This window comes from Pedobacter sandarakinus (assembly GCF_026240095.1).
GTDB classification, from domain to species: domain Bacteria; phylum Bacteroidota; class Bacteroidia; order Sphingobacteriales; family Sphingobacteriaceae; genus Pedobacter; species Pedobacter sandarakinus.
The window spans coordinates 233,448-258,601 of sequence record NZ_JAPIVG010000001.1 but is presented as its reverse complement, the minus strand read 5'-3'; the positions used below and the strand labels follow the sequence as shown (position 1 = coordinate 258,601).

Genomic DNA, 25,154 nt, shown 5'->3' with positions numbered 1-25,154 from the left:
AACCACATGAATAGGCAATTTCTTTTAGAAGAAATAGTATAAAATTGCCACAATTACCAACGAGATAATGATGCTAATCCAAAGCATTCTATTGTTACCGCTTTGGTTACTCCTAAAGCGGTACTGTCTTTTATATTTATCTAACATATTTTTTTATTATTGATGATTTTTAAACGATAATTCCACACAATTTTTGTGTTAGGCATGATGATAAGGCTCGCCCTTCAAGATACTAAATCCACGATAAAGCTGTTCTACAAAAAACAGCCTGATCATCTGGTGTGAGAAGGTCATATCAGATAATGAGATCAAACCATTGGCCCGCTTATAAATGGTTTCATCGAAACCATAGGGCCCACCGATTATAAAGATCAAATGCTGCACGCTTCCAACCATTTGTTTATTTAAGTAGTTGGAAAATGCTACAGATGAGTATTTTTTTCCTCTTTCATCAAGTAAAATAACAACATCACCATTATTAATTTGTTTGTGTAACAGATCTGCTTCTTTTGTTTTTTGCTGTGCCTCGCTTAAATTCTTCACGTTTTTTACATCGGGAATTGGTACAAAGCTGAAATTAATATAATGTTTTAACCGGCTAATATATTTTTCTATACCTTCGATAAGGTACTTGTCTTCGGTTTTGCCTATAGCTAGTAAAGTAATCTTCATTTAATAATTTCTTATCTTTATCGTTTCCGCCAACCAAAGATAATGTTAAAAACAGAAGCACAAATAATATCTGCTTACACCACTAAAATAGAAGAGGTAACGGCTATCATCTGTCAAACAAAAAAGCTTGTAGATCAACTTTCATTTGTACGCATTGGGCTTTTTTTAGCGGAAATACTGTTTTTTGTTTTGCTCTTAAATTCTGAAGATAATGGCTGGCGATCGCTGATTCAGTTTCTGCTGATCTTGCCTGTGTTAATTTTCGTTGCGGTAGTACGTAAACAAAGCCAATTAGATCGGCAGATAGATTATCAAAAGCAATTACTATGGGTATATCAAAATGAATGGAATGTTTTAAATGATTTGCCGAATGGTTACTACGACGGATCTGCGTTTGAAAAAGCGACTCATCCTTACTCATCAGATCTGGATATTTTTGGAAAATCTTCTCTTTATTCGCTTTTAAACAGGTGTTATACCGTTAACGGCAAAAATCTGTTAGCCAAGCGCCTGGAAATTAAAACAACGCAGGCAGGAATCGTTGAACGACAAATCGCCGTAACAGAAATGCTTGGGAAGATAGACACTACTTTCGATTTCAGGGCGAATTTGCGCGGACATGATATCGATAAGATGGAACAGATTAAACTTCAACTTAAACACCAGCTTGGTGAACAACTGAGTTTTGTTCGAAACAAGACAACCAGATTTTACGTTGCAATTGTCCCCTATATCTCCTTAACTTTGATATTGGCTACAATATTTGCCAGTGCAATCTTCGGCAAAATCCTTGTTACCCTATTAATTATGCATATCGGTTGGAATGTATTGCTAGGTCCAAAAATAAACAAGGTATTCTATAGCTTCGGTGGTAGCTCAAACCTTTTAAATGGCTATGCTTTGGCTATTTCCTGGACAGAAAGTCATAATTGGGAAAGCCAGTATATCAAAAATCTGTTCATTTCTAAAGTTCCGGTGAGTAAAGAGATTAAATCCCTATCTAAAATTATTCAGAATTTCGATGCCCGTTTAAATATAATTGTTGGTGGGATTTTAAATGCAGTTCTACTTTGGGACCTTAAATGCTGCATTAACTTAGATCAATGGTATCAATCATCATCTAAGGATGTAGTTTCCTCGCTCAATCATCTTGGAGATTTCGAGGAAATAATTTCATTGGCAACACTAGCTTACAATAAGCCTACATGGGCTTTTCCAATCATAGTCGACGATTTCAGTTTGGCTACTGAGAATTTGGCTCATCCATTAATTCCAGAAAGCATAAGTGTTACCAATTATTTCGAGTTTGATAAAATGCCAACAGTGGATGTAATAACGGGGTCTAATATGGCAGGTAAAAGTACCTTTTTGCGAACGGTAGGGATCAATATGGTTTTGGCATATGCAGCGGCTCCAGTTTGCGCTTCCGCTATGCAATTATCAATATTCGCAATTAACACATACATGCGCATCAAAGATTCGTTAACAGAAAGTACTTCAACTTTTAAGGCAGAACTGAATCGGCTAAAGATGATTTTGAACAACGTTGCCCACGATAAAAATACTCTTGTTTTAATTGATGAAATGCTTCGTGGCACAAATAGTCGCGATAAATATCTGGGGTCTAAGGTGTTTGTAGAAAAATTAATTTCCGAAAAAACACCCGCCTTGTTTGCTACGCATGATCTTCAATTGGCAGACTTAAAGGATGAATACCCAAATCGGCTGCGGAATTTTCATTTTGATATTCAGGTTAGTGATGGAGAAATGCGTTTCGATTATAAATTAAAACAAGGGCCATGCGCCACCTTTAACGCAGCTATTTTATTAGCTGAAATCGGACTTCCAGTCGAGGGTTTACCTTAACAATGTCACCGAACCGGAAAACTTAACGTTTTCATTGCTTAGCGTAGTGCCTAAAATGACATAATAATAAACGCCTACCGGCAATTCGCCATTTTTAAAGGTTCCTTTCCAGTTATCGAAAATATTATCAGTAAAAAATACCTGACTGCCATAGCGATTATAAATTTGTATCCGATAGCGCTTTAAATTGGTTACTCCTACTACAAACTCATCATTAACACCATCTCCATTGGGCGAAAAGGCATTTGGTGTGTAAATCGAGCCCTCTTTTTTCACAAGTAAATCACCAAGAATAATCGAATTGAAACACCCGTTCTTTGAAAATGCAGTAAGTTTAACTTTAAATAACCCATCAATTCGGTAGGTGTGTGTCGGGCTTATTTCATTTGAAGTTTGTCCGTCCCCAAAGTCCCATTCATAATCATCCGCATCGGTAGATGTATTGATAAAATTAATTGGCGCTGGAACAGCGAATTTGATGTTAAAATTTGGCTCAGTATAGAATTTTGCTGTTGGTATTTTAGCAATAGGTGGAATAATTATAGTTGCGGGAGCTGCGCTACAGCTGCCGGCAGTTAATGTTACCTGGTAGGTTCCTGCCTGGTTAAAGTCGATGATTGGGATCTCAACAGCATTTGTACTTGCGGTAAAATTGTTCGGTCCTGTCCAGGCATAGGCAACGCCCGGTTGCTCTGGTACCGAGAGTTTAATCACATCCTTTATGCAAAACAATGGTTGGTTAACTGCAATTTGGGGTACTTCCGGACTTAACTCAACGAGTAAATCTAAACTTTTGGTAGCGATGCAACCGTTATCAGTCTCTATTTTCAAAGTAACGGTTCGAGCTCCTGTCGTAGCGTATCTCACCACTCGGCTGTCATTGGTGGACACCACGTTACTCACTACATCATTACCAAAATCCCATGATATTTTGGTGTAATTTTTTGAGGCGTTAACAAATGAAAAACTTTGGTTAGGTTCGCATTTGTTGTTAATGATAACTGAAAAATCTGCTTCAGGCTTCAGGTCAACCGATTGTACTGCGATCTGGCTTACTGAGCTTACACAGTCGCCCACTTGAACAAAAAGTTGATAAATACCTACATTTTCAGGCCCTGTTATGGGCACATTTGGATTTTGCAGTGTAGATGAAAAGTTATTTGGACCCGACCAATGGTACGTAGCCAAGGCAAGTGATGGTGTTGAGAGCTGCAATATATCTCCTTGACATAGGGTCAAATCGGATGCGTTAATAGCAGGTGGATCTGGGGTTTTGGCTACAATAAAGTTTCTTGTGGTAACAACACTGCATCCATTACTGGCCTTGGCTTCCAAAACTACCACTTTTTCACCCGGTGTGCTATAAGTAACGGTAAATGGCCCCTCAGTTGTGGCCGAAGCAATGCTTGCACCTTCGCCAAAAGACCATTTAAGTTCCGTATAATTTGTGGCAATGCTTTCGAAAATGTAAGCCTGATTGTCTGTGCAGGGATTTAATTTCTGCACCGCTATCTCGGCACTTGGGCCAGCTAAATCTGCTGTTCCATCAAACTCTATTGTAAAGCCGTTATTTCCGCTCGAAAAATTATCAATCAATATAGCATAAGTATGGTCTGCAATTAAATCTACGTATTTAACAAAACCATTTTGACCGGCGGGACAGCCCGACGCCTCCGATAAATCAGTTTCGGTAAGGCTTAGGCCGGTTTTGTAATAGGATGGGGAGCAGGTTACCCCACTTCCTGATGCACACCTGATTGCTGTGGAGGCATTTACGTTACTACAATCACCGTTTACGCCGAGGTCATAAAATACCCAGTCTATATCGTTGGTGGTTACCGTTGGCGTTATCACAAAGGTAAAGCTCCCTGCTTTTGATGCCCTAAACATATACCATGCAGAATTCGATTCGGTACCCAGGCAGGTACCTGCAGACTCGTTTCTATTGGTGCCTGTGCCGCTTACATTTAGCTGCGTAAACGTTTCCTTTGAACAAAGAATAGAAACTGTACCGCAATCTTGACCCGGTTTTATAGGAGGGAAATAGTTATCTACACAAAGTTTAAAGGTTCCGGTATTGTCATTTTGGGCACTAACCCGAATATAGTATACCTGCCCTAAGTTTAAAGCGCCTTTATAGAGCGAAGTAACATTGTTAGAGCTGAAAGAAGTTCCAATCATTTCGCTAATTCCATTATTGCTGGGGTCAATAGTATATAGTGCAACCAATGGATTAACCAGAGAGTTAGTGCTTGCTGTGTTAATTTGTCCTGTTACAGAAATATTTACGTCGTATTTTGTAGCAGTAAATTTAAACCAAACATCCTTACCTATTGCATTCCATGCCAGGGGCTTATTATAAAACGTAGATGTGGTAGCCTCAATGTTACTGTAAGCCGCATCTTCTGTGCAAAAGGCAGTAGTATTCGAGATGTTAAGGGCATCTGGCAGTTCATCATTAGTGGGAGGTACATTTTTAGCCCAACAATTCGAAACAATTGATAGCATTAAGAATGTGATAAACAGAAAGCGCATACCGTAAAGCTATTAAAAAAATATTTTCTTGATACAATTTAAATTTTAATGATTTGTTAATATTAAAAGGTGCATCTTCAATCGATTAATTGATCATGATAAAAGCAAGCGATTTTGGCCCAAACTTTACCTGGGGAGTAGCTACTGCTGCCCCTCAAATAGAAGGCGCTGCCTCTCAATATGGCAAAGGACCTTCTATCTGGGATACATTCGCTAGCCGAAGTGGTAAAATAAAAAATAATCATCAGCCAGATCGAGCTTGCGATTTCTATCACCGCTATCGCGAAGACCTTGCATTGGTTAAGTTGCTTGGCTTCAAAGTTTTTCGTTTTTCCATTGCCTGGTCGCGGATTTTACCAAATGGAATAGGAGCCACGAACCAACAAGGGATCAGCTTTTACCACCAGGTTATTGATGAATGCCTCGCTTTACAAATAACGCCTTACATCACCCTTTACCACTGGGATTTGCCACAGGCACTTGAGAATGATGGTGGCTGGACAAGTTTCAGTATCAATGCTGCATTTAATGCTTTTGTTAAACTTTGCGCCTTAGAATACGGCGATAAAGTGAAGAACTGGTTAATCCTTAACGAACCATTCGGCTTCACGTCTTTAGGCTATATGTTAGGTGTACATGCACCTGGCAAAACAGGCCTAAGTAATTTTTTCCCAGCAGTTTTACATACTGCACTTGCACAGGCAGATGGAGGACATATTCTCCGCTCGGAAGTGAAAAATGCCAATATCGGCACCACCTATTCTTGCTCTGAAATTTTGCCATATACGCAGAGCGATAACGACCTTTTGGCGGCCAAACGTGTAGATTGTTTAATGAACAGGCTTTTTGTTGAACCTGCGCAAGGTCTAGGATTCCCTACCGCAGATTGGGAAATGCTGGAAAAGTTTCAAATGGAATATGGTACCTGGAGATTTAACAACCGAATGAAATTTGATTTTGACTTCATCGGACTACAAAGCTATTTTCCCCTTACAGTAAAATACAATCCATTTATTCCTGTGATACAGGCTTGGGAAGTAAAAGCCAAAAGCAGGAAAAAGCCACATACGGCAATGGGTTGGGAAGTTAATGCCGACAGCTTTTACAACATCATTAAACAGTTTTCTTCGTATCCACAGGTTAAGAACATTGTAATTACCGAAAATGGTGCCGCCTACCGGGATCATCTAGCAACTGGAAATGTTGTAGATGCCGAGCGTATTAAGTATTTTGAATTATACCTCGCAGCTTTATTAAAGGTAAAAAACGAGGGCATTAATGTTACAGGCTATATGGTGTGGACTTTGATGGATAATTTTGAATGGGCAGAAGGTTACAATGCCCGTTTCGGACTGATACATACTGATTTTGCAACCCTTAAACGAACAATAAAGTATTCTGGATACTGGTGGCAGGAATTTTTAAGAGCTTAAAGGAAATTGTAGCATTCATTTACATCAATTTATTTTATTATCCAGATTGGAATAAATATCTTAGTCTTGAATATGAACGACAAGACGATAGTTTACAGCACTTTTTACGATCCGATGCAGGCCAACATTATTAGGGCAAGATTAGAAGATTCTGGGTTTGCGTGTTTCCTGGCAGATGAAAACGTAGCAACCATAAATCCATTGTATAACCAGGCCATTGGTGGTGTTAAGTTAATCGTTTTTGAACGAGATGTTGAAGCCATACAATCTTTATTGAGTGAAGATATTGCCATAGATACCGACTTAGATGGAGATACAGATTTCGCTGCAGCAGATAGTGGAGCACTTTGCCCTAACTGCAATTCTAAAAATGTAAGTTATGGAATGGCTACAAAAAACAAGTATGGGATTTTTGCATCTATCATAGCGTTTTTAACCTTATCGCCGCCAATTGTAGCTAAAAAATGTTTTCATTGTTACGATTGCGGTCACGAATTTAAGGTTGCCTAACTACTTGCCTATGTTCTTGCTACTAGCCCGCTAGCTAATTCGCTTTGCAAGGCAAACGTTAACTGATGCATTTTGCCGTGCCACCTAAACCCGATATTCGCGGATGCCGATTGTGGGCATTGCCACCCACAAAATACTTCCTACCATTAATGTTTGCACAGGTTATATCGGCAGCAGCATTAGCGGGATGGAACCCGGCATAAGTAATACTGCATTTGCTTTCTAAATCATAAAAAAATCCCGTTCTGATGTTATTCAAAACGGGATTTCTATTATTTAAATTTAATTACTTGTTTTAATGACCTGCTTTTGCAGCTGCTTCAGCCCTGATGATATTTAGTGCACCACCAGCCTTAAACCATTCAATTTGTTGTGCATTGTAACTGTGGTTAACCGGGAAAGATTCTTCAGAACCATCTGCATGGTGCAACACCAACGTTAACGGCTTGTCTGGCGCAAACGTGGTTAAGCCTAAAATATCGATGGTATCACCCTCTAAAATTTTATCATAATCATCTTTATCTGCGAAGGTTAAACCCAACATGCCCTGTTTTTTAAGGTTGGTTTCGTGGATCCTGGCAAAAGATTTTACCAACACCGCACGCACGCCTAAGTGGCGAGGTTCCATAGCTGCATGTTCACGAGATGAACCTTCGCCGTAGTTCTCATCGCCAATTACGATAGAGCCAAAACCTGCAGCTTTATAATCGCGTTGGGTTGCCGGAACTGGACCGTACTCGCCAGTCAATTCATTTTTAACGTTATCTGTTTTATCGTTGAAGTAGTTTACTGCACCAATTAACATGTTGTTAGAAATGTTATCTAAGTGACCACGGAATTTTAACCAGGGACCAGCCATAGAAATATGATCGGTAGTACATTTACCTTTAGCCTTAATTAAAAGTTTTAAACCTTTTAAATCAGTGCCTTCCCAAGGAGTAAATGGATCTAATAACTGTAAACGGTGCGAAGTTGGCGAAACTAACACTTCAACCGTAGAGCCGTCTGCTGCCGGAGCTTGATAACCGGCATCTTCTACATCGAAACCTTTTGCTGGTAACTCATCGCCCGTTGGCGGGTCTAATTTAATTTGCTCTCCATTATTATTGGTGAGTGTATCTGTTAGCGGATTAAAGCCTAAATCTCCGGCAATGGCAATGGCAGCAACCATTTCTGGTGAAGCTACAAAAGCGAAAGTATTTGGGTTTCCATCTGCACGTTTAGCAAAGTTTCTGTTGAAGGAGTGTACAATGGTGTTTTTTTCTGCTTTTTCTGCGCCGGTTCTATCCCACATACCAATACATGGGCCACAAGCATTGGTAAAGATTGTTGCATTTAAATCTTCGAAAGTTTTAAGGTATCCATCGCGATCGGCAGTATAACGTACCTGCTCAGAACCAGGGTTAATACCGAATTCTGCTTTGGTGGTTAAGCCTTTTGCAATAGCTTGGTTTGCAATAGATGCAGCCCTCGATAAATCCTCATAAGATGAGTTGGTACAAGAACCAATTAAACCCCATTCTACTTTTAAAGGCCAGCCATTTTTCTCAGCTTCGGTTTTCATTTGCGAAACCGGAGTAGCCAAATCTGGCGTAAACGGACCGTTTAGGTAAGGTTCTAAAGTATCTAGATCGATCTCGATAACTTGATCGAAATATTTTTCAGGGTTAGCATAAACTTCAGCATCGCCCGTTAAATAGTCTTTTATTTTGTTGGCTTCATCGGCTACATCGTTACGGTTAGTAGAACGTAAATACCGCTCCATGCTTTCATCGTAACCAAAAGTAGAGGTGGTTGCGCCAATTTCGGCACCCATATTACAAATAGTACCTTTACCAGTACAGCTTAAGTTAATAGCACCATCGCCAAAATATTCTACAATAGCACCTGTGCCACCTTTTACTGTTAAAATACCAGCTACCTTAAGAATAACATCTTTAGCAGCTGTCCAACCGTTTAATTTACCAGTTAATTTAACACCAATTAATTTAGGAAATTTAAGCTCCCATGGTAAACCAGCCATTACATCACAAGCATCGGCACCGCCAACACCAATAGCAACCATACCTAAACCACCTGCGTTAACAGTATGGGAGTCGGTTCCAATCATCATTCCACCGGGAAATGCATAATTTTCTAATACTACCTGGTGAATAATTCCTGCACCTGGTTTCCAAAAACCAATACCATATTTATTAGATACAGAAGAAAGGAAGTCGAATACTTCTGCGCTTTCTGTTCTGGCATGAGGCAAATCTATCGCAGCACCTTCTTTAGCTGTAATTAAGTGATCGCAATGAACCGTAGACGGGACAGCAACTTGCGGGCGACCAGCTTGCATAAACTGTAAAAGCGCCATTTGTGCTGTTGCATCTTGCATAGCAACGCGGTCTGGAGCGAAATCTACATAATCCGTTCCGCGAGAGAATGCTTTCTTAGGATCTCCATCCCAAAGGTGAGCATACAATATTTTTTCTGATAATGTTAAAGGTCTGCCAACAATTTTACGAGCCGCATCTACACGCGGACCGAAGTTTGCATACACCTTTTTAATCATGTCTATATCAAAAGCCATCGATTTTTATTGGTTAAAAGGTAATACTTCTATTCTAATAGCTGCGAATTTACAAAAAAAATGCTCCTGTTCTGGTCATACTTAGATCATTGTATTATTTGGAAGGGTTCTAAATAACTAGCTGGTTGATTTGGTTTTGATTCTTTATTTAGGAGCGCAATGTCTTATTTTTCAATTAAAGTTTCCTCCCGCTTTCCCTGCTGCCGGGGAAAAACCGGCATTCGTTCAATCGGGGCTATGCTGTGCGTTTATGCACACCAATGTTCGAATATGAACAGGTTTGCAATACTGTAGCGCTCCGGGCAGCTATTCTATCGCTATGCTGTGCGTTTTTGTCAACTGGCATAACATTGGCTACAGCGATAAGAATTTAAAGCCTTTAGTGCTAAAATACTCGAGTGTTCGTGGAAGTGTATATTTCATTCTGTCAAATGCTTTTAAACTATCATGAAAAACTATTATAGAACCATTTTCCGTATGTTTAATTACATTTTGGTAGCATTTATGGGGCGATAGATTAACGTCGAAGTCGCCACTTAGTACGTCCCACATTACAATCTCCAGGTTAGCAACGCTGGATTTTAGGGTAGAAATTTGTGACTTTTTAATCCTTCCATAGGGAGGGCGAAAGAGTTTAGTTTGCGTAAGCGACTGGCATTTTAGTGTATTGGCAAGGTAGGTGTCATCGTCCGTTTTCCATCCTCTAAGGTGGTTAAAAGTGTGGTTGCCAATTGCGTGCCCTGCATTTTTAAGGCGCTCGAAAACTTCAGGATGTTTAATAATATTATCACCAATGCAAAAGAAAGTAGCTTTAGCATTAAATTCGGCTAAAGTTTTTAACGCAAAATCTGTAACATTGGGTATAGGTCCATCGTCAAAGGTTAAATAAATAACTTTTTCGTTGCGGGATTTATTCCATAACAGCGATGGATAATACCATTTTAGCAGAAGCGGTGATTTGATGAGGTACATTTTGTAATCAAAGTTACTAATTGCCTGTATACATAGAAATTATTAAAGTTGTTTATATAGATTTGAAGCAAAATATGAAAATGTTTACCAAAAATAAGTTAGTTACCGGATCTGCATTATTAATAGCCACGAGTTTAGGGCTAAGTGCTGGTGCACAGCAAGTCATTACCATCGAACAAGCGGTTGAAAACACCCTAAAAAATAATTTAAACATCAAACAAGCTGCTTTTAGTGCGGCTATAAGTGAAGAGGATTTAAGGCAATCGAAAAATGCGCTACTGCCAAGCCTGAATGGAAGCGTCAATCAATCGATGCAGTGGGGAAGGAGTCAGCAGGTTTCAGGTTTGTTTGAAAACACTCAAAATTATAACCTTAACCCCAACCTTAACGCAAATGTTACTTTGTTCGGTGGCGGTACAAAACTCAATCAAATCAGGCAAAATAAATTCTTGCTTGATGCAAGTAAAACCAATGTAGAAAAGGTAAAGAACGACCTTGTTTTGCAGGTTGTAACAGCATATCTTCAGGTATTAAATAACCAAGATCAAGTTAAGGCTACCGAGCAACAACTTGAAGTAGCCAACTCTACGTTAAAACGAGAGCAAGCGCTTCTGGATGTTGGAAATAAAACTTTGGCAGATATTTCGCAAGCAAAATCGCAAGCGGCAACGGCAGAGTTAAATCTGACGAACGCCCAAAACCAATTAACCATTGCTTACCTCACGCTTGGGCAGTTGATGGAGATACAGCCACCAATGACATTCAAAGTACAGCCTCCTTTGGTTGACGAAGTAGAAAATGTAAAATCTGATTATGTACCGAATGACATATACAAACAGGCTATGGATGCTTTTCCGGATATTAGGTTAGCCTGGAATTATTCTAAAGCTGCAGAAAAAGCAGTAGATGTTGCCAGGGGTAGTTTCTTTCCGCAAATTAGCCTTGGTGGCGGATTGGGTTCTGCTTATTATTATCGCTTTAATGCTAATCCATTATTTCCAAATGCAGCTTTTACCAACCAATTATCAGATAACTTCGGCCAGTTTGTTAGCATGGGCATTCAGATTCCAATTTTCAATGGATTTAGTACCAGGTCTAATGTTCGAAGAGCAAAAATAAACTTACAGCAACGCAGAACGGATGAAGCATTAGCCAAGAATAATTTAATTAAAGTAATTAATCAGGCGGTTGCAGATTTGAATGCAGCCAAAAGCCGGTACAGTTCTACCCATAAAGCATTCCAGGCTCAGAAAGATGCATTTTATGTTATCGATCAACGCTATAATGTAGGCTTGGTAAACTCACTGGATTATAGCACTGCGCAAACAAATAGAAACCGTGCAGAAATAGATTTTATCCTAGCTAAATACGATCTGATTTTCAGAGCCAAGGTAATCGACTATTACCTGGGCAAGCAAATTACCTTTTAATTAAGCGAAAAGATGTTAACAATCGGGCAAGCAGTATAAACCTTTAAGTACTAAATAAACGAAATACAATAAACAATTATGAAACTGAAACACATATTAATTTCCATTGGTGTTATCATTGCTATTTTAATCGGGTTAAAACTAGCCGGTGTTATCGGTGGTGATAAGACAGAAAAGGTTACCGTAGAAAAAGCGGGTGATAGAACTGTTGTAGAAACAGTAACTGCCAGTGGCAAAATTCAACCAGAAACCGAAGTAAAACTAAGTTCTGAAGTTTCTGGAGAGGTTGTGGAGTTGAAAGTTAAAGAAGGAGATGTAGTAAAGGCAGGCCAGTTATTGTGTAAAGTACGCCCAGATGTTTTGCAATCGGGTTATGAACGCACAGTCGCCACCTATAATGCACAGAAAGCAAGTGTTGCTGCTGCACAACAGCAGTTGATACAAAACCAGGCTAATTTTGTTAACGCAGAAGCTACTTACAAGCGTAACGTAGAGCTCTTCAATAAAAAGGTGATAACAGCAGCAGAATTTGACGCAGCAAAAGCAGCTTACCTTACGGCAAAAGCTACCTTAGCCAGTGCAAAAGAGAATGTGACAGGTGCCAAATATACTTTAGAGCAAACAGGTGCAAATGTTAAGGAAGCAGGTGCAAATTTAGCAAAGACAACAATATATGCTCCGGTAGATGGGGTAGTATCTAAATTGTCGATAGAACTTGGCGACCGTATTTTGGGTACATCACAAATGGCAGGTACCGAAATTATGCGTATCTCGAACTTATCATCAATGGAAGTGAACGTAGATGTTAACGAGAACGACATTACACGTGTTAAAGTTGGAGATAAAGCCACCATTGAAGTCGATGCCTTTTCTGATAAGAAGTTCAGAGGCGCAGTAACAGAAATTGCCAGTTCATCAACAGCAGTGGGTGCTACAGCTTCTACATCTGTAGATCAGGTAACCAATTTTTCGGTAAAAATCAGAATTACGGAAGAAATGGAAGGCAAGCAACAGTCTATCTTCAGACCAGGCATGTCGGCTACGGTAGATATTGAAAGTGCTACACTAAAGGGCTTAGCAATTCCAATTCAAGCCGTATTTACAGATAGTGGCAAAGGTAGCGACGAGAAAGCGGGTAACCAGGAAAATACCGAAAAGCAGAAATCTAAATTATCTGATAAGAAAGTAAAACAATTCGTTTTTGATTATGATGCAAAAACGAAGAAAGTTAAGAAAGTTGAGGTAACCACTGGCATCCAGAATGATCAGTTTATTATTGTAAAATCTGGCTTAAAAGCGGGCCAGGAAATTGTAACCGGACCATATTCAGCCATTCAAAACAAACTAAAAGATGGGGCTGTTGTAGAAAAAACATCTAAAGACCAACTATTTAGTAAAGACGGTAAAAAGTAGTTTATATTTAATCGTCGGAAATAGTAACTTGCGTTGTTTAGGGTGTAAGGTTTAGGTTGCGGGCTGCAAGGTCTCAAGTCCTAAAACTTACACCTTTTACCTTAAATCTTCTTTATAAAATGGTACCTAAAATAGCAATGATTGGGGGTGGGAGCTGGGCTACGGCGATCGTTAAAATGCTATCAGATAACTTATCTGAGAAAGAAATCTTTTGGTGGATGCGCAATGAAACTGCTATCGAACATATCAAAAAGTTTAAGCACAACCCCCATTATCTAAGCTCTGTAGAAATCAAATTGGAAGCAGATCATCTGTCATCAGATATTGGTTCAATTGTTCAGGAAGCTGATTTTGTTATCTTAAATGTGCCTGCAGCTTTCTTAAAATCAACTCTCGTTGGCATAACTGCAGCTCATCTAAAAGGGAAAAAAATTGTTTCTGCAATTAAAGGCATTGTACCAGAAGATAACCTCATTATTGGCGAATTTCTGCATGAAGTTTACAATATTCCTTATGATGACATTCTTGTTGTAAGCGGTCCATGCCATGCCGAAGAGGTTGCCTTAGAGAAATTATCTTACCTCACCATTGCATGTACAGAAATACAAACGGCAACGAAATTTGCCACCTTATTAAACACCCGGTATATTAAAACAAACGTTTCCGACGATATTTATGGCACTGAATATGCCGCCGTACTAAAGAATATTTATGCCGTAGCCAGTGGAATTTGCCATGGCATTGGCTATGGAGATAATTTTCAAGCCGTACTTATCAGCAACGCCATTCGCGAAATCAAGCTTTTTGTAGATGCCGTCCACCCCATTAACCGCGACATCATGGAGTCTGCCTATCTTGGCGACTTACTCGTTACCGCTTATTCGCAATTCAGCAGGAATAGAACCTTTGGTAACATGGTTGGCAAAGGCTACACCGTAAAGTCTGCGCAGTTGGAAATGAATATGATTGCCGAGGGTTATTATGCCGCCAAGTGTATGCACCTCAAAAATTTATCCTATGGCGTAGAAATGCCCATTTGCAAGGCCGTGCACAGTATTTTATACGAGAATCGCTCACCACAAATTGAAATGAAATTGCTCGCCGAAAAGTTAAACTAATCAGAAAAGCAAAGCCACTCGTACTTAGCAATGTCATTCCTTCTTTCCGCTTAATCTATTTTGTGTCTGTCAGGTTAAAACTTTTGTAAAGTGCTCCAAAATAGGATACCGCTACAATAAGGTTTAGATGGCAAAATATCTGCGGGCTAAAAAAAACAAATTCTCACCTGAGCTGTTAAGTTATTTAAATAAAAAATTAACTGTCATGAAAAAGAAATTAGCAGTAGGATTGTTAACATTAGCCTTGTTTGGAGGCATAAGTTTAAGCGTTAATGCGCAAGAGAAAAAGAAAACAGAAGTAGGTAAAGCACTAGACCACACTGGTAAAGCAATAGAAAAAGGTGCTAAATCAGTTGGGAACAAAACTGCAGAAGTTGCAGTAAAAGGTTCTTCTAAAGTAGCAGACAAAACCTGGAAAGGCAAAATGGCTCCGGATGGTTCTGATGTTTACATTAACGCGAAAAACGAAAAGTATTATGTTAATGCAAAAGGTGCGAAGATTTGGTTAAAGCCTAGTCAAATTAAAACCAGACCAGTAAAAAATTAATTTTAGATTATATTCAAAAGCCCGATAATTGTTTTATCGGGCTTTTTTATGTCTAAATCGCAAAATCATTAAAATACAATTGTTCCGTATAAATCAAAATCCTCGGCTCTGTCTATCTTAACATTAACAAAGCTTCCGTTAGCAGCATAACCTGTAGCGGCATCAATCAACACTTCATTATCCACTTCTGGCGAGTCAAATTCTGTTCTTCCAACAAAATAGTCTCCCTCTTTTTTATCAACCAAAACTTTAAATGTTTTGCCAACTTTCTCTTGGTTAATATCAAATGAAATACCTTGTTGAATTTCCATAATATCATCCACTCTTTGTTGTTTAACTTCTTCAGGCACGTTATCCTCTAGCGTGTGTGCGTGGGTTTTCTCTTCATGCGAATAAGTAAAGCAACCTAAACGATCAAATTTAGTATCAGCTACCCACTGTTTCATTTCTTCGAAATCATGCTCAGTTTCGCCAGGGTAACCGCAGATAAGTGTGGTACGCATAGCTATATTTGGCACCTTATCTCTAATTTGATTAACCAAATCAATTGTTTTTTGCTTAGTAGTACCACGGCGCATCGATTTTAGCATGTTATCGGTAATGTGCTGTAAAGGCATATCCAGATATTTGCAAATGTTATCACGCTCGTTCATGGCATCCAAAATTTCCATAGGGAAACCGCTTGGGTAAGCATATTGCAAACGTATCCATTCAATCCCCTGAACGTCAGACAATCTGCGCATTAATTCATCAAGCTTACGCATACCATATAAATCCAGGCCATAGTAAGTTAAATCTTGTGCAATTAGAATTAGCTCCTTTGTTCCATTTTTAGCTAAGATTTTAGCCTCATTTACCAGCTCCTCCATAGGCTTGCTCATGTGTTTCCCACGCATCAGCGGGATGGCACAGAAAGAGCAGGGTCTGTTGCAGCCTTCGGCTATTTTAAAATAAGCAAAATGCGAAGGAGTAGTTAGTAGGCGCTCGCCTATAAGTTCATGTTTATAGTTTGCACCTAATTCGTGCAAGATGTTTTGTAAATCATTTGTTCCGAAAAAGGCATCTACGTTTGTAATTTCAGATTCAAGTTCTGGTTTGTAGCGTTCAGATAGACATCCTGTAACAACCACTTTGCCAATTTTGCCAGCCTCTTTAAGCTCGCTAAATTGCAAAATAGTATCAATAGATTCCTGTTTAGCATTGTCAATAAAACCGCAGGTATTTATAACTACAATATCATCCTTTCCCATCTTGTCAGATTCGTGTACAACATTTAAGTTGTTACCACGTAACTGTCCCATCAATACCTCAGAGTCGTATATATTTTTTGAGCAACCCAAAGTAATAACATTAATTTTTGGCTGCTTTGCGGGCGTTTTACTACGTATGATTTTCGTATTCATCTTTTACACTTAATCTTTGCTGTTATTTCTGTTCTTTCTGCAATAAGCTTCGGCAACTGAAAGAACCCAAAATTCATTTCCAAATTACCATCTAAGCCTAACAGTTAATCTGTCTTATTTGAAAAGACTGTTTACAAACTCTTTCTTATCAAAAAGCTGCAAGTCTCCAATTTTTTCGCCTACACCAATATATTTGACAGGGATTTTAAACTGGTCGGATATACCAATTACCACGCCCCCTTTGGCAGTACCATCTAGTTTGGTAATGGCTAAAGCGTTAACATCTGTTGCTTCTGTAAATTGCTTGCATTGCTCAAAGGCGTTTTGTCCTGTAGATGCATCTAGCACTAATAAAATCTCGTGTGGTGCATTGGGAACAACCTTTTGCATTACCTGCTTAATTTTTCCAAGCTCGTTCATCAAACCAACTTTATTGTGAAGGCGACCCGCCGTATCAATAATTACTACGTCTTCGCCGGCTGCAACAGCCGATTGCAGGGTGTCGAACGCCACTGAAGCTGGGTCAGAGCCCATTGCTTGTGCCACTACACGTACGCCCACACGTTCTCCCCATAGTTTGATTTGATCAACAGCCGCTGCTCTAAAAGTATCTGCAGCGCCCAGGCAAACTCTTAAGCCAGATTCTTTTAGTTTATGTGCTAATTTGCCGATTGTTGTTGTTTTGCCAACCCCATTAACTCCAACCACCATAATCACATAGGGTTTATGGTCGCCATATTCGAACTGCCTGAAGTCGTTACTATTATTTTCGGCTAGCAATAACTGAATTTCATCACGAAGAATGAAATTTAATTCGGAGGTGTTAAGGTATTTATCTTTAGAAACACGTTCTTCTATCCTTTTAATGATTTTCAGTGTAGTACTTACACCAACATCAGAGGTAACCAGAACCTCTTCCAGGTTATCCAGAACTTCGTCATCAACAGAAGATTTACCAGCTACAGCTTTAGTGATTTTACTTAAAAAACCATCTTTTGTTTTCTCTAAACCTTTATCTAAAGCTTCTTGAGCTTCAGGCGCAGTCTCTTTCTTTTTGAAAAAATCAAATAAGCCCATATCTAAATTTAATGTAACAAAAAAAGCCCTTCCGGAAAAAACGGAACGGCCTTTAATATTTTATGTTAAAAAATATTAACCTTATTTAGATGCAACAGCATCTTTTACGTGGTCGTTGTGTACGATAAGTTCTTTAAATGAGTAAGCACCAGTTTTTGGTGATTTTACCATTGTAATTACTTTCGAATATTCTTTACCTGTACCTGTTTTAAGGGTCGCAACTACTTTCTTTGCCATGTTTTTATAATTTTAATGATTGAATGATAGACTGATAGAATGGGGGTTACTCACCCTAAACCTTCTAACTTAGAATCATCAATCTTATTTAATTTCTTTGTGTACGGTTACTTTTCTCAATACTGGGTTGAATTTTTTCAATTCTAAACGCTCAGTAGTGTTTTTACGGTTTTTAGTAGAAATATATCTAGACATACCTGGCATGCCACTTTCTTTGTGCTCAGTACATTCTAAAATAACCTGAACTCTGTTACCTTTTTTTGCCATTTTAATATTAATTATAAACTGTTAATCTCAACAGTTAATGTTTTTTACAAAAATCCTTTTTTTACGAAACGGTTTATTGCTTCGCTAATACCCACTTTATTGATGGTTTTAATCGCTGAAGTAGAAACTTTCAACGTAATCCAACGGTCTTCTTCAGGGATATAAAATTTCTGAAGTTTCAAATTAGGATAAAATTTGCGTTTGGTTTTAACGTTCGAGTGTGATACGTTATTACCTTTCATTGCCATTTTTCCTGTTAAATCACAAACTCTTGACATGACTTGTAAATATAGTTGTTAAAATATCGTCGCTTAATTTTTTTAAGAGTGTGCAAATATCTGAATAATAATTGTAATCATCAATAGTGCAGATAAATATTTTTATAAATTATCAAAATTGTTTCTGCCTGAGGATTTTTCTTGAATTTGGATAATCTACCAATATTATTTAATTAAATTAGCCACATCTAATCCAATAAATATAAACATTGCCATGCAAATTACATCTTTTAGCCAATACGAAGAACATTATAAGAAAAGTGTAGAAAATCCAGAACAGTTTTGGGGAGAGGTAGCGCAGAACTTTCAGTGGCGTAAGCCTTGGTTTAAAGTGTTATCATGGAATTTTAACGAACCCAGTATTAAATGGTTTGAAGGAGCTAAGCTTAATATTACAGAGAATTGTCTCGACCGTCATTTAGAAAAAAATGGCGATAAAGCTGCAATAATTTGGGAGCCCAATAACCCCGAACAAGAAAGCATTATCTACACTTATAAAATGTTGCACGAAAGGGTATGCCGTTTTGCAAATGTATTGAAGCGGAACGGTGCAAAAAAGGGCGACAGAATTTGTATTTACATGCCAATGGTACCCGAGCTTGCCATTGCTGTACTTGCCTGTGCCAGGATTGGTGCGGTGCACTCCGTAATTTTTGGTGGTTTTTCTGCAAAGTCTATTGCAGATAGGATAAACGATTCTAAATGTAAATTGGTTATAACAGCCGATGGTGCTTACCGTGGAAATAAGCCAATACCGTTAAAGGATGTTATTGATGATGCCTTGATTGGTTGCCCCACGGTTGAAAAATGTATTGTTTTAACACACATTCGCACACCGGTTTCGATGTTAAAAGGTAGAGATGTTTGGTGGGAAGATGAAGTTAAACATGTAAATGATATTTGCGAAGCCGAGGAAATGGATGCTGAAGATTTACTCTTCATTCTTTACACGTCGGGCTCTACCGGAAAACCTAAAGGTGTAGTGCATACTTGTGGCGGATACATGGTCTATGCCGGATATACATTCTCAAATGTGTTTAATTACCAACCTGGAGAAGTTTATTTTTGCACTGCAGATATAGGCTGGATTACAGGCCATTCATACATCGTTTACGGACCGCTTTCGCAAGGAGCAACCTCTGTGTTATTTGAAGGAATTCCAACTTACCCATCGCCATCGCGTTTTTGGGATATTGTAGAAAAGCACAAGGTAAATACGCTATACACAGCGCCAACAGCCATTCGCTCGCTTATGAGTTTTGGTGACGAACCTCTGAAAGGAAAAGACCTCAGCACCATCAGGGTTTTAGGATCGGTAGGTGAGCCTATCAACGAGGAAGCCTGGCACTGGTTCGATGAAAAAATTGGCCATAGCCAGGCGCCAATTGTAGATACCTGGTGGCAAACTGAAACCGGCGGCATTATGATTTCGCCAATAGCCACAGTAACCCCAACAAAGCCGAGCTACGCTACTCTGCCTCTGCCTGGTATACAGCCCATTCTGGTAGATGAAAATGGAAATGAAATTGTTGGCAATGGGGTTAGCGGAAACCTTTGTATTAAATTTCCGTGGCCGGGCATGTTGCGCACCACCTATGGCGACCACGAGCGTTGTAAGCAAACTTATTTCTCAACCTATGATAATCTATATTTCACCGGTGATGGTTGCTTACGCGATGAAGATGGTTATTACCGCATTACAGGCAGGGTAGATGATGTTTTAAATGTTTCCGGTCACAGAATTGGTACCGCCGAGGTTGAGAACGCGATAAACATGCATGCTGGTGTGGTTGAGAGTGCCGTTGTGGGCTATCCACATGATGTAAAAGGCCAAGGTATTTATGCGTTCGTAATTTATCCGGAGATGCATAGTGAAGCAGAATTATCTAAGAAAGATATATTGCAAACCGTAACTAGGGTTATTGGTGCCATTGCCAAACCCGATAAAATATTATTCGTTTCGGGGTTACCAAAAACCCGTTCGGGAAAGATTATGCGTAGAATTCTGCGTAAGATAGCTGAAGGGGATACTTCAAACTTAGGGGATACCTCTACGTTATTAGATCCTGCAGTTGTAGATGAAATCATTGCAGCCGCGAAAGTGCTCTAGTTTTTTGCCTTTCAGTAAACAAAAATGCCGGTCTTTTAACCGGCATTTTTTTGTTTATTAATTATAGCCTGGGTTTTGAACCAGGTTTTTGTTTGCATCTATTTCTCTTTGAGGAATGGGGAACACTAGTGCATTAGCATTCCACGCAATTGAGCCGATATTAGTCTGCGTTCTCTTCGCATCATGTAATGCAAATCCTTCAAATGCCAGCTCTAATTTTCTTTCTGTTAAGATATCAGCAAGTGTTGCCGTGGTAGTTGTTAATCCTGCTCTGCTCCTAACCACTGATAAATCTTGTAGCGGAGTTCGTCCGCCGATTGGGGCAGCCGGCGCTAACCTGGCATTGCATTCTGCTCTTATTAAATACATTTCTGCAAGTCTCATCATTGGAACGTTACCATATAAGTTCGCATATTTAGAGGTATAAATGTCGCCATCATCGTAAAAGGCATTAATACGATCATCGTTAGGGCTGTAAGTATTATCAATCCAGTCTTGGGAGATTACTGCATCTCCTCGTCCGCCGTAGGTAGACGATCCGTAAAACTCGTTATAGCCATTAAATCCGGTCAACGTTGTAACTTGTATCGAAAACACATCTTCGGTTGTATTGCCCCCCGGGGTTGAGCCCATAGTAGGAAAAGCACCAAGATAGGTAGCTGTTAAAGAATAGTTTCCGGATGTAATTACCCTGTTGGCTGCCGCTCCGGCTGCAGCGTAGTTGCCCATCTGTAAGTATATCCTGGCAAGCATCCCTGCAGCGGCTGATTTTGTTGCGAAAAATCCATTCGTTGCGGGCAACTTGCTTTCTGCATCTGTTAAATCTGCCAGGGCTTGCGTGTATACTGCAGCAACCGTAGCTCTGTTTACAAAACTTTCTGGCGTAACAGCAGTGGTGGGTGTCAATACAATTGGTACGCCCAGGTTGGTAGTTGGAGACCCATCGTTATATGCTTTACCAAATAGCCTTACTAAATCGAAATACGCTGCACCTCTAATAAATTTTGCTTCTCCCTCTACTCGGTTTTTCTTAGCTGCATCAACTTTACCAACAGCTGCGAGCACATTATTGGCATCATTGATAGCTGTATAGCCAGCCGCCCAAATGTTATCAACAAAAGTATTTGTTTTTAATAAGGATTTATTTATTGTTTGTGTAAGTTCCTCATAAGTACCGTACCATTCTATCTCATCGGTGGCTGCCAAAAAATCGGCCATTAAGAACGGCCTGCCTCCATAAAAGTTTCTGCTTCCGAGCGCACTATAAGACCCTACCAGTGCCACCTCTACATCTTTAGAGGTAAGCAATGCTTTACTTTGTTCTATCGTATCTACCGGGCTAATATCGAGTGCTTTTTTACAAGCTGGTGTTAGCGAAAGTAATACCGAGGCAAGTAGCAGATTGTATATATATATCTTTCTCATGTCTATCTAATTAAATTTATAAACCTATATTAATACCAAATGAAATTACACGTGGTTGGGGCGCCGAATAAAAATCTACGCCTTGGTTAATGTTGGTAGATTGGTAATCTGCGTTTACCTCCGGATCCCAACCTTTATAACCCGTTATGGTAGCCAGGTTTTGCGCAGTAGCATAAAGTCTCAATTTACTTAACTTAATTTTCGATAACACTGTTGAGGGAAAAGTGTACCCCAGGGTTAACGTTTTTAAACGAACATAATTTCCATCTGATAAGTATCTGGTTGAATTCCCAACACCATTACCATAAAACAACCTGGGTTCTGGCACCGATGTGATGTCTCCTGGTTTATTCCAATAAGCCATTTGATCTGTAGTTTGGTTATCATATCCATTAGAAGCACTGGCACTCATATATTGACCGCCGGCATTAAAAATTTTATTGCCAGAAACTCCTTGTAAAAACACACCTAAATCGAAGTTCTTAAAAGAAAAGGTATTATTTAAGCCAAATGTATATTTCGGATTTGGATTACCAGCGAAAATGCGCTGTGCTTCATTTATGTTGTTTGTGGTACTTCTGTCGAGATTTCCAGCTGCATCTCTGGTATTGCGGTAATACATAGCATCTCCATTTGCCGGGTTAACACCTGCATACTCTGGAAGATAAAATACTCCAATTGGTTGTCCCTCTATTGCAGCATTAATTTCATTAGAATTTAAGGTCTGCCCGCCAAGATCTGTTATTTTGTTGTTATTTATTGCTGCCGTTATTGCTGTAGACCATTTGAAGGCACCCACAAAGTTTTCGGTATTTATGCCCAGTTCATAACCTGTATTTTCTAAAGCACCAAGGTTTTGAGTGATGATAGAAAAACCGGTAGTTTGCGGAATGGGTACGTTAAGCAACAGGTCGGTGGTTTTTTTCTGGTAAAAATCGAATGTACCGGTAATTCTATTTTTTAAGATTCCAAAATCCAATCCTAAATCCAATTGTTTAGTTTTCTCCCAAGTTAATTCCTGATTGGGAATTTGAGTAGGTATTTGGCCAGGTAAACCGCCGTATGCGCCTGTACCACTAAAAAGTCCTCTTGCAGAATAATTACCAATTTCAGCATTACCAGTTAACCCATAACTTGCTCTTATTTTTAATAAGCTAATGGTTTCGCTGGCTTTCAGAAAATCTTCTTCCGATGCAATCCACGCTACAGATCCGGCAGGAAAATAGCCATACCTGTGGTTCTCTCCAAACCGAGATGAGCCATCGGCTCTTACACTAAAACCTACTAAATAGCGATCGTTATATTTATAATTCGCTCTGAAGAAATACGACAGGAAGCTAAATGCACTTTCATTGCTTGTGGCAATTACCTTAGTAGCCGCAGACCCCAATTTAATGTATGCATCGCTAGGGAAATCCTGTCCTTCTAACGTACTGTATTTTGTAGTAGACTTCTGATAACTAGTGCCCAATATGGCATCTAAACTACTTTTCCCGATTGAAGTATTGTAACTAAAAAAATTGTTCGTATTCGTGTTTATTACGAAGGTAGAAATGTTTTGGCCATCGCCATTGGCTGTTCCGGTATTTCTAAACGTTAGCGATCCGTAGTAGCTTTCTTCATTTTGATTTAAATTATCAACAGAAAAATCGGTGCTAAACTTTAAGCCTTTGGCGATATTAACATTTGCAAATGCCTTACCAATGGTGCGGTAAACCGTAGCCTTATAGAATGCATTATCAATTCCGATGAATGGATTATAGTATACCGGGTAATTGGATGCCGCCCCCGGTAATGTACCGCTAACTAAACCAGATCTTGGATCGATAAATGGCGTAATAGGAGACAGGGCCACTGATTGTAGCGGGCTTGAAAATGCGTTATCGTTTGATAATCGGTTGTTGATGCTATTTGAAAAATTTACGTTTACACCCACTTCCAAAAAGTCAGTAACCTTGTTCGTTAGGTTCAATCTTCCGCTATAGCGTTTATAACTGTTACCAACTATTATACCTTGTTGGTCTAGCGCCTGGCCACCAATATAAAATTTAGTTTTTTCGTTTCCACCAGTCAAATTTAAATCGTACTGTTGCGTTACAGGATTGTCCTGAAAAGTTTCTCTCTCCCAGTTTGTGTTTACCTTATAGGTTTGATAATCTGTATTTCCTGCTGAATACCGGGTAAGTCTGTTCTCAACTATTGTTGCATAATCATCAATAGCTTCTTGCAAGGTGGCGTAATCGCCATTTAAAAAATCCTGGTTTGCTGCACCTGCACCGGCTCTTCTTAAAATCTGTACATATTGTTCTGCGTTAAGAAATTCTCTATGGTTTGAAGGTGTACTTATTCCGCCTAAGGCATTAAACTGGATCAATGTTTTACCAATCTTACCTTGTTTGGTTGTGATAATAACCACACCGTTTGAGGCACGTGCACCATAGATTGCAGAGGCCGATGCATCTTTCAAAACTTCTATAGATTCAATATCGTTGGTATTGAGATCCGCTAAAGCACTGGTTGGTGCTGTTGTGCTCGAAAAATCACCAGATGTGATCGGGATGCCATCTACAATGTAAAGAGGCTCGCTACCGGCGGTTACAGATGCTGCGCCCCGAACACGCACCGTAATGCCCTGACCAAGCTTTCCATTTTGCGCAGCGATTTGCACCCCTGCAGCTTTTCCTTGTAGTGCTTGCTCGAAACTAGTAACGGGAAGATTTTCCAAATCTTTCGATTTTACCGAAGCAACAGAACCGGTGATGTCTCGTTTAATCTGCGTGCCGTAGCCCACGACAATAACATCAGTAAGCGTGGTATTTTCTTCTTTGAGACTGGCATTAACTGTATTACCTGTTATGGGTAGCTCAAGCGTGCTGTATCCAATGAAACTAAAAACCAAAGTTTTTGCATCATTTGGAACATTGAGCTTGTAATTTCCAACGGCATCACTTTGGGTGCCGTTAGATGGAGCACCTTTTACAAAAACACTGACACCCGGTATTGGTCCAGCATTTTCAGATGTAACTTTGCCGCTAATTACCTTGCTTTGTGCGAAAGCAAATGAAATTAAACCGAAAGCTAAAATCATACTTAGGAGTAGTTTTTTCATCAAATTCTAAATTTAATAGTGAGTAGTTTGTATTATCTGGTAATTCTTACTCAATTTAATTAAAAAAAGCTGATAAAACTAATAGGAGTATAGGAACGGCTATATTATTTGATTTTTGCCAGGATTATTGAAACAAAATCTATTTAACCCTGTTTATTTCATACAATCAATTAACAT

At 39.2% G+C, this 25,154-nt stretch carries 20 protein-coding genes; 8 read left to right on the top strand and 12 right to left on the bottom strand.

Annotation, left to right across the window (positions count from 1 at the left end):
* Positions 1-198: 198 nt before the first annotated feature.
* Positions 199-672 carry a 23S rRNA (pseudouridine(1915)-N(3))-methyltransferase RlmH gene (rlmH, locus tag OQ268_RS01025; protein ID WP_265854198.1) on the bottom strand — a complete coding sequence of 158 codons (474 nt, stop codon included), beginning with the start codon at positions 670-672 and terminating at the stop codon, positions 199-201.
* Positions 673-714: 42 nt separating this feature from the next.
* Between rlmH and OQ268_RS01020 the strand changes: the two genes are divergently transcribed.
* Entirely contained in the window at positions 715-2,538 is a 1,824-nt protein-coding gene (locus tag OQ268_RS01020) for a MutS-related protein (protein WP_265854197.1), read from the top strand.
* Here the strand turns inward: OQ268_RS01020 and OQ268_RS17825 are convergent.
* Positions 2,530-5,046: a PKD domain-containing protein gene (locus OQ268_RS17825; protein WP_322973917.1), complete on the bottom strand. Its 2,517-nt coding sequence runs from the start codon at positions 5,044-5,046 to the stop codon at positions 2,530-2,532. The genes OQ268_RS01020 and OQ268_RS17825 overlap by 9 nt on opposite strands.
* 122 nt (positions 5,047-5,168) lie before the next feature.
* Here OQ268_RS17825 and OQ268_RS01005 point away from each other — a divergent pair, with 122 nt between their 5' ends.
* Together OQ268_RS01005 and OQ268_RS01000 are read left to right on the top strand one after the other, a co-directional pair.
* Entirely contained in the window at positions 5,169-6,506 is a 1,338-nt protein-coding gene (locus OQ268_RS01005; RefSeq protein ID WP_265854196.1) for a GH1 family beta-glucosidase, read from the top strand.
* Between the two features lie 72 nt (positions 6,507-6,578).
* The gene (locus OQ268_RS01000) at positions 6,579-7,016 is read left to right on the top strand and encodes a putative signal transducing protein (RefSeq protein WP_265854195.1); all 438 of its coding nucleotides are present in this window, start codon (positions 6,579-6,581) and stop codon (positions 7,014-7,016) included.
* 58 nt (positions 7,017-7,074) lie between these two features.
* Here the strand turns inward: OQ268_RS01000 and OQ268_RS00995 are convergent, their stop codons facing one another.
* From OQ268_RS00995 to OQ268_RS00985, 3 genes are all read right to left on the bottom strand, one after another.
* Positions 7,075-7,275, bottom strand: coding sequence for a hypothetical protein (locus OQ268_RS00995; protein WP_265854194.1), 201 nt, complete (start codon positions 7,273-7,275; stop codon positions 7,075-7,077).
* 36 nt (positions 7,276-7,311) lie between these two features.
* Positions 7,312-9,591: an aconitate hydratase gene (locus tag OQ268_RS00990; RefSeq protein WP_265854193.1), complete on the bottom strand. Its 2,280-nt coding sequence runs from the start codon at positions 9,589-9,591 to the stop codon at positions 7,312-7,314.
* Between the two features lie 354 nt (positions 9,592-9,945).
* The gene (locus OQ268_RS00985; RefSeq protein WP_265854192.1) at positions 9,946-10,563 is read right to left on the bottom strand and encodes a polysaccharide deacetylase family protein; all 618 of its coding nucleotides are present in this window, start codon (positions 10,561-10,563) and stop codon (positions 9,946-9,948) included.
* A 74-nt stretch (positions 10,564-10,637) separates the two neighbouring features.
* Here OQ268_RS00985 and OQ268_RS00980 point away from each other — a divergent pair, with 74 nt between their 5' ends.
* The 4 genes from OQ268_RS00980 (at position 10,638) to OQ268_RS00965 (ending at position 15,071) form a co-directional block, all read left to right on the top strand.
* A complete protein-coding gene (locus OQ268_RS00980) occupies positions 10,638-11,993 on the top strand; it encodes a TolC family protein (protein ID WP_265854191.1) in 1,356 nt (451 codons plus the stop codon).
* A gap of 78 nt (positions 11,994-12,071) precedes the next feature.
* Entirely contained in the window at positions 12,072-13,406 is a 1,335-nt protein-coding gene (locus OQ268_RS00975) for an efflux RND transporter periplasmic adaptor subunit (RefSeq protein WP_265854190.1), read from the top strand.
* Between the two features lie 119 nt (positions 13,407-13,525).
* Positions 13,526-14,524 (top strand): NAD(P)H-dependent glycerol-3-phosphate dehydrogenase, encoded by a 999-nt coding sequence (locus OQ268_RS00970; protein WP_265854189.1) that lies wholly within the window; start codon positions 13,526-13,528, stop codon positions 14,522-14,524.
* A 205-nt stretch (positions 14,525-14,729) separates the two neighbouring features.
* Positions 14,730-15,071 carry a hypothetical protein gene (locus OQ268_RS00965; protein ID WP_265854188.1) on the top strand — a complete coding sequence of 114 codons (342 nt, stop codon included), beginning with the start codon at positions 14,730-14,732 and terminating at the stop codon, positions 15,069-15,071.
* Positions 15,072-15,139: 68 nt separating this feature from the next.
* Here OQ268_RS00965 and rimO read toward each other — a convergent pair whose 3' ends face one another.
* The 5 genes from rimO to rpmB form a co-directional block, all read right to left on the bottom strand.
* Positions 15,140-16,474, bottom strand: coding sequence for a 30S ribosomal protein S12 methylthiotransferase RimO (rimO, locus tag OQ268_RS00960; protein WP_265854187.1), 1,335 nt, complete (start codon positions 16,472-16,474; stop codon positions 15,140-15,142).
* 114 nt (positions 16,475-16,588) lie between these two features.
* The gene (ftsY, locus tag OQ268_RS00955; protein WP_265854186.1) at positions 16,589-17,551 is read right to left on the bottom strand and encodes a signal recognition particle-docking protein FtsY; all 963 of its coding nucleotides are present in this window, start codon (positions 17,549-17,551) and stop codon (positions 16,589-16,591) included.
* Positions 17,552-17,632: 81 nt separating this feature from the next.
* The gene (locus OQ268_RS00950; RefSeq protein WP_088301992.1) at positions 17,633-17,788 is read right to left on the bottom strand and encodes a DUF4295 domain-containing protein; all 156 of its coding nucleotides are present in this window, start codon (positions 17,786-17,788) and stop codon (positions 17,633-17,635) included.
* An 84-nt stretch (positions 17,789-17,872) separates the two neighbouring features.
* Positions 17,873-18,055 (bottom strand): 50S ribosomal protein L33, encoded by a 183-nt coding sequence (gene rpmG, locus OQ268_RS00945; RefSeq protein WP_010599807.1) that lies wholly within the window; start codon positions 18,053-18,055, stop codon positions 17,873-17,875.
* Between the two features lie 44 nt (positions 18,056-18,099).
* Complete coding sequence (gene rpmB, locus OQ268_RS00940; RefSeq protein WP_010599806.1) at positions 18,100-18,333, bottom strand: 50S ribosomal protein L28; 234 nt, start codon at positions 18,331-18,333, stop codon at positions 18,100-18,102.
* Positions 18,334-18,547: 214 nt separating this feature from the next.
* Here rpmB and acs point away from each other — a divergent pair, with 214 nt between their 5' ends.
* Entirely contained in the window at positions 18,548-20,443 is a 1,896-nt protein-coding gene (gene acs, locus OQ268_RS00935; protein WP_265854185.1) for an acetate--CoA ligase, read from the top strand.
* Positions 20,444-20,500: 57 nt separating this feature from the next.
* Here the strand turns inward: acs and OQ268_RS00930 are convergent, their stop codons facing one another.
* Together OQ268_RS00930 and OQ268_RS00925 are read right to left on the bottom strand one after the other, a co-directional pair.
* Positions 20,501-21,868 (bottom strand): RagB/SusD family nutrient uptake outer membrane protein, encoded by a 1,368-nt coding sequence (locus OQ268_RS00930; RefSeq protein ID WP_265854184.1) that lies wholly within the window; start codon positions 21,866-21,868, stop codon positions 20,501-20,503.
* A 16-nt stretch (positions 21,869-21,884) separates the two neighbouring features.
* Positions 21,885-24,977, bottom strand: coding sequence for a SusC/RagA family TonB-linked outer membrane protein (locus OQ268_RS00925; RefSeq protein ID WP_265854183.1), 3,093 nt, complete (start codon positions 24,975-24,977; stop codon positions 21,885-21,887).
* Between the last annotated feature and the right edge of the window lie 177 nt (positions 24,978-25,154).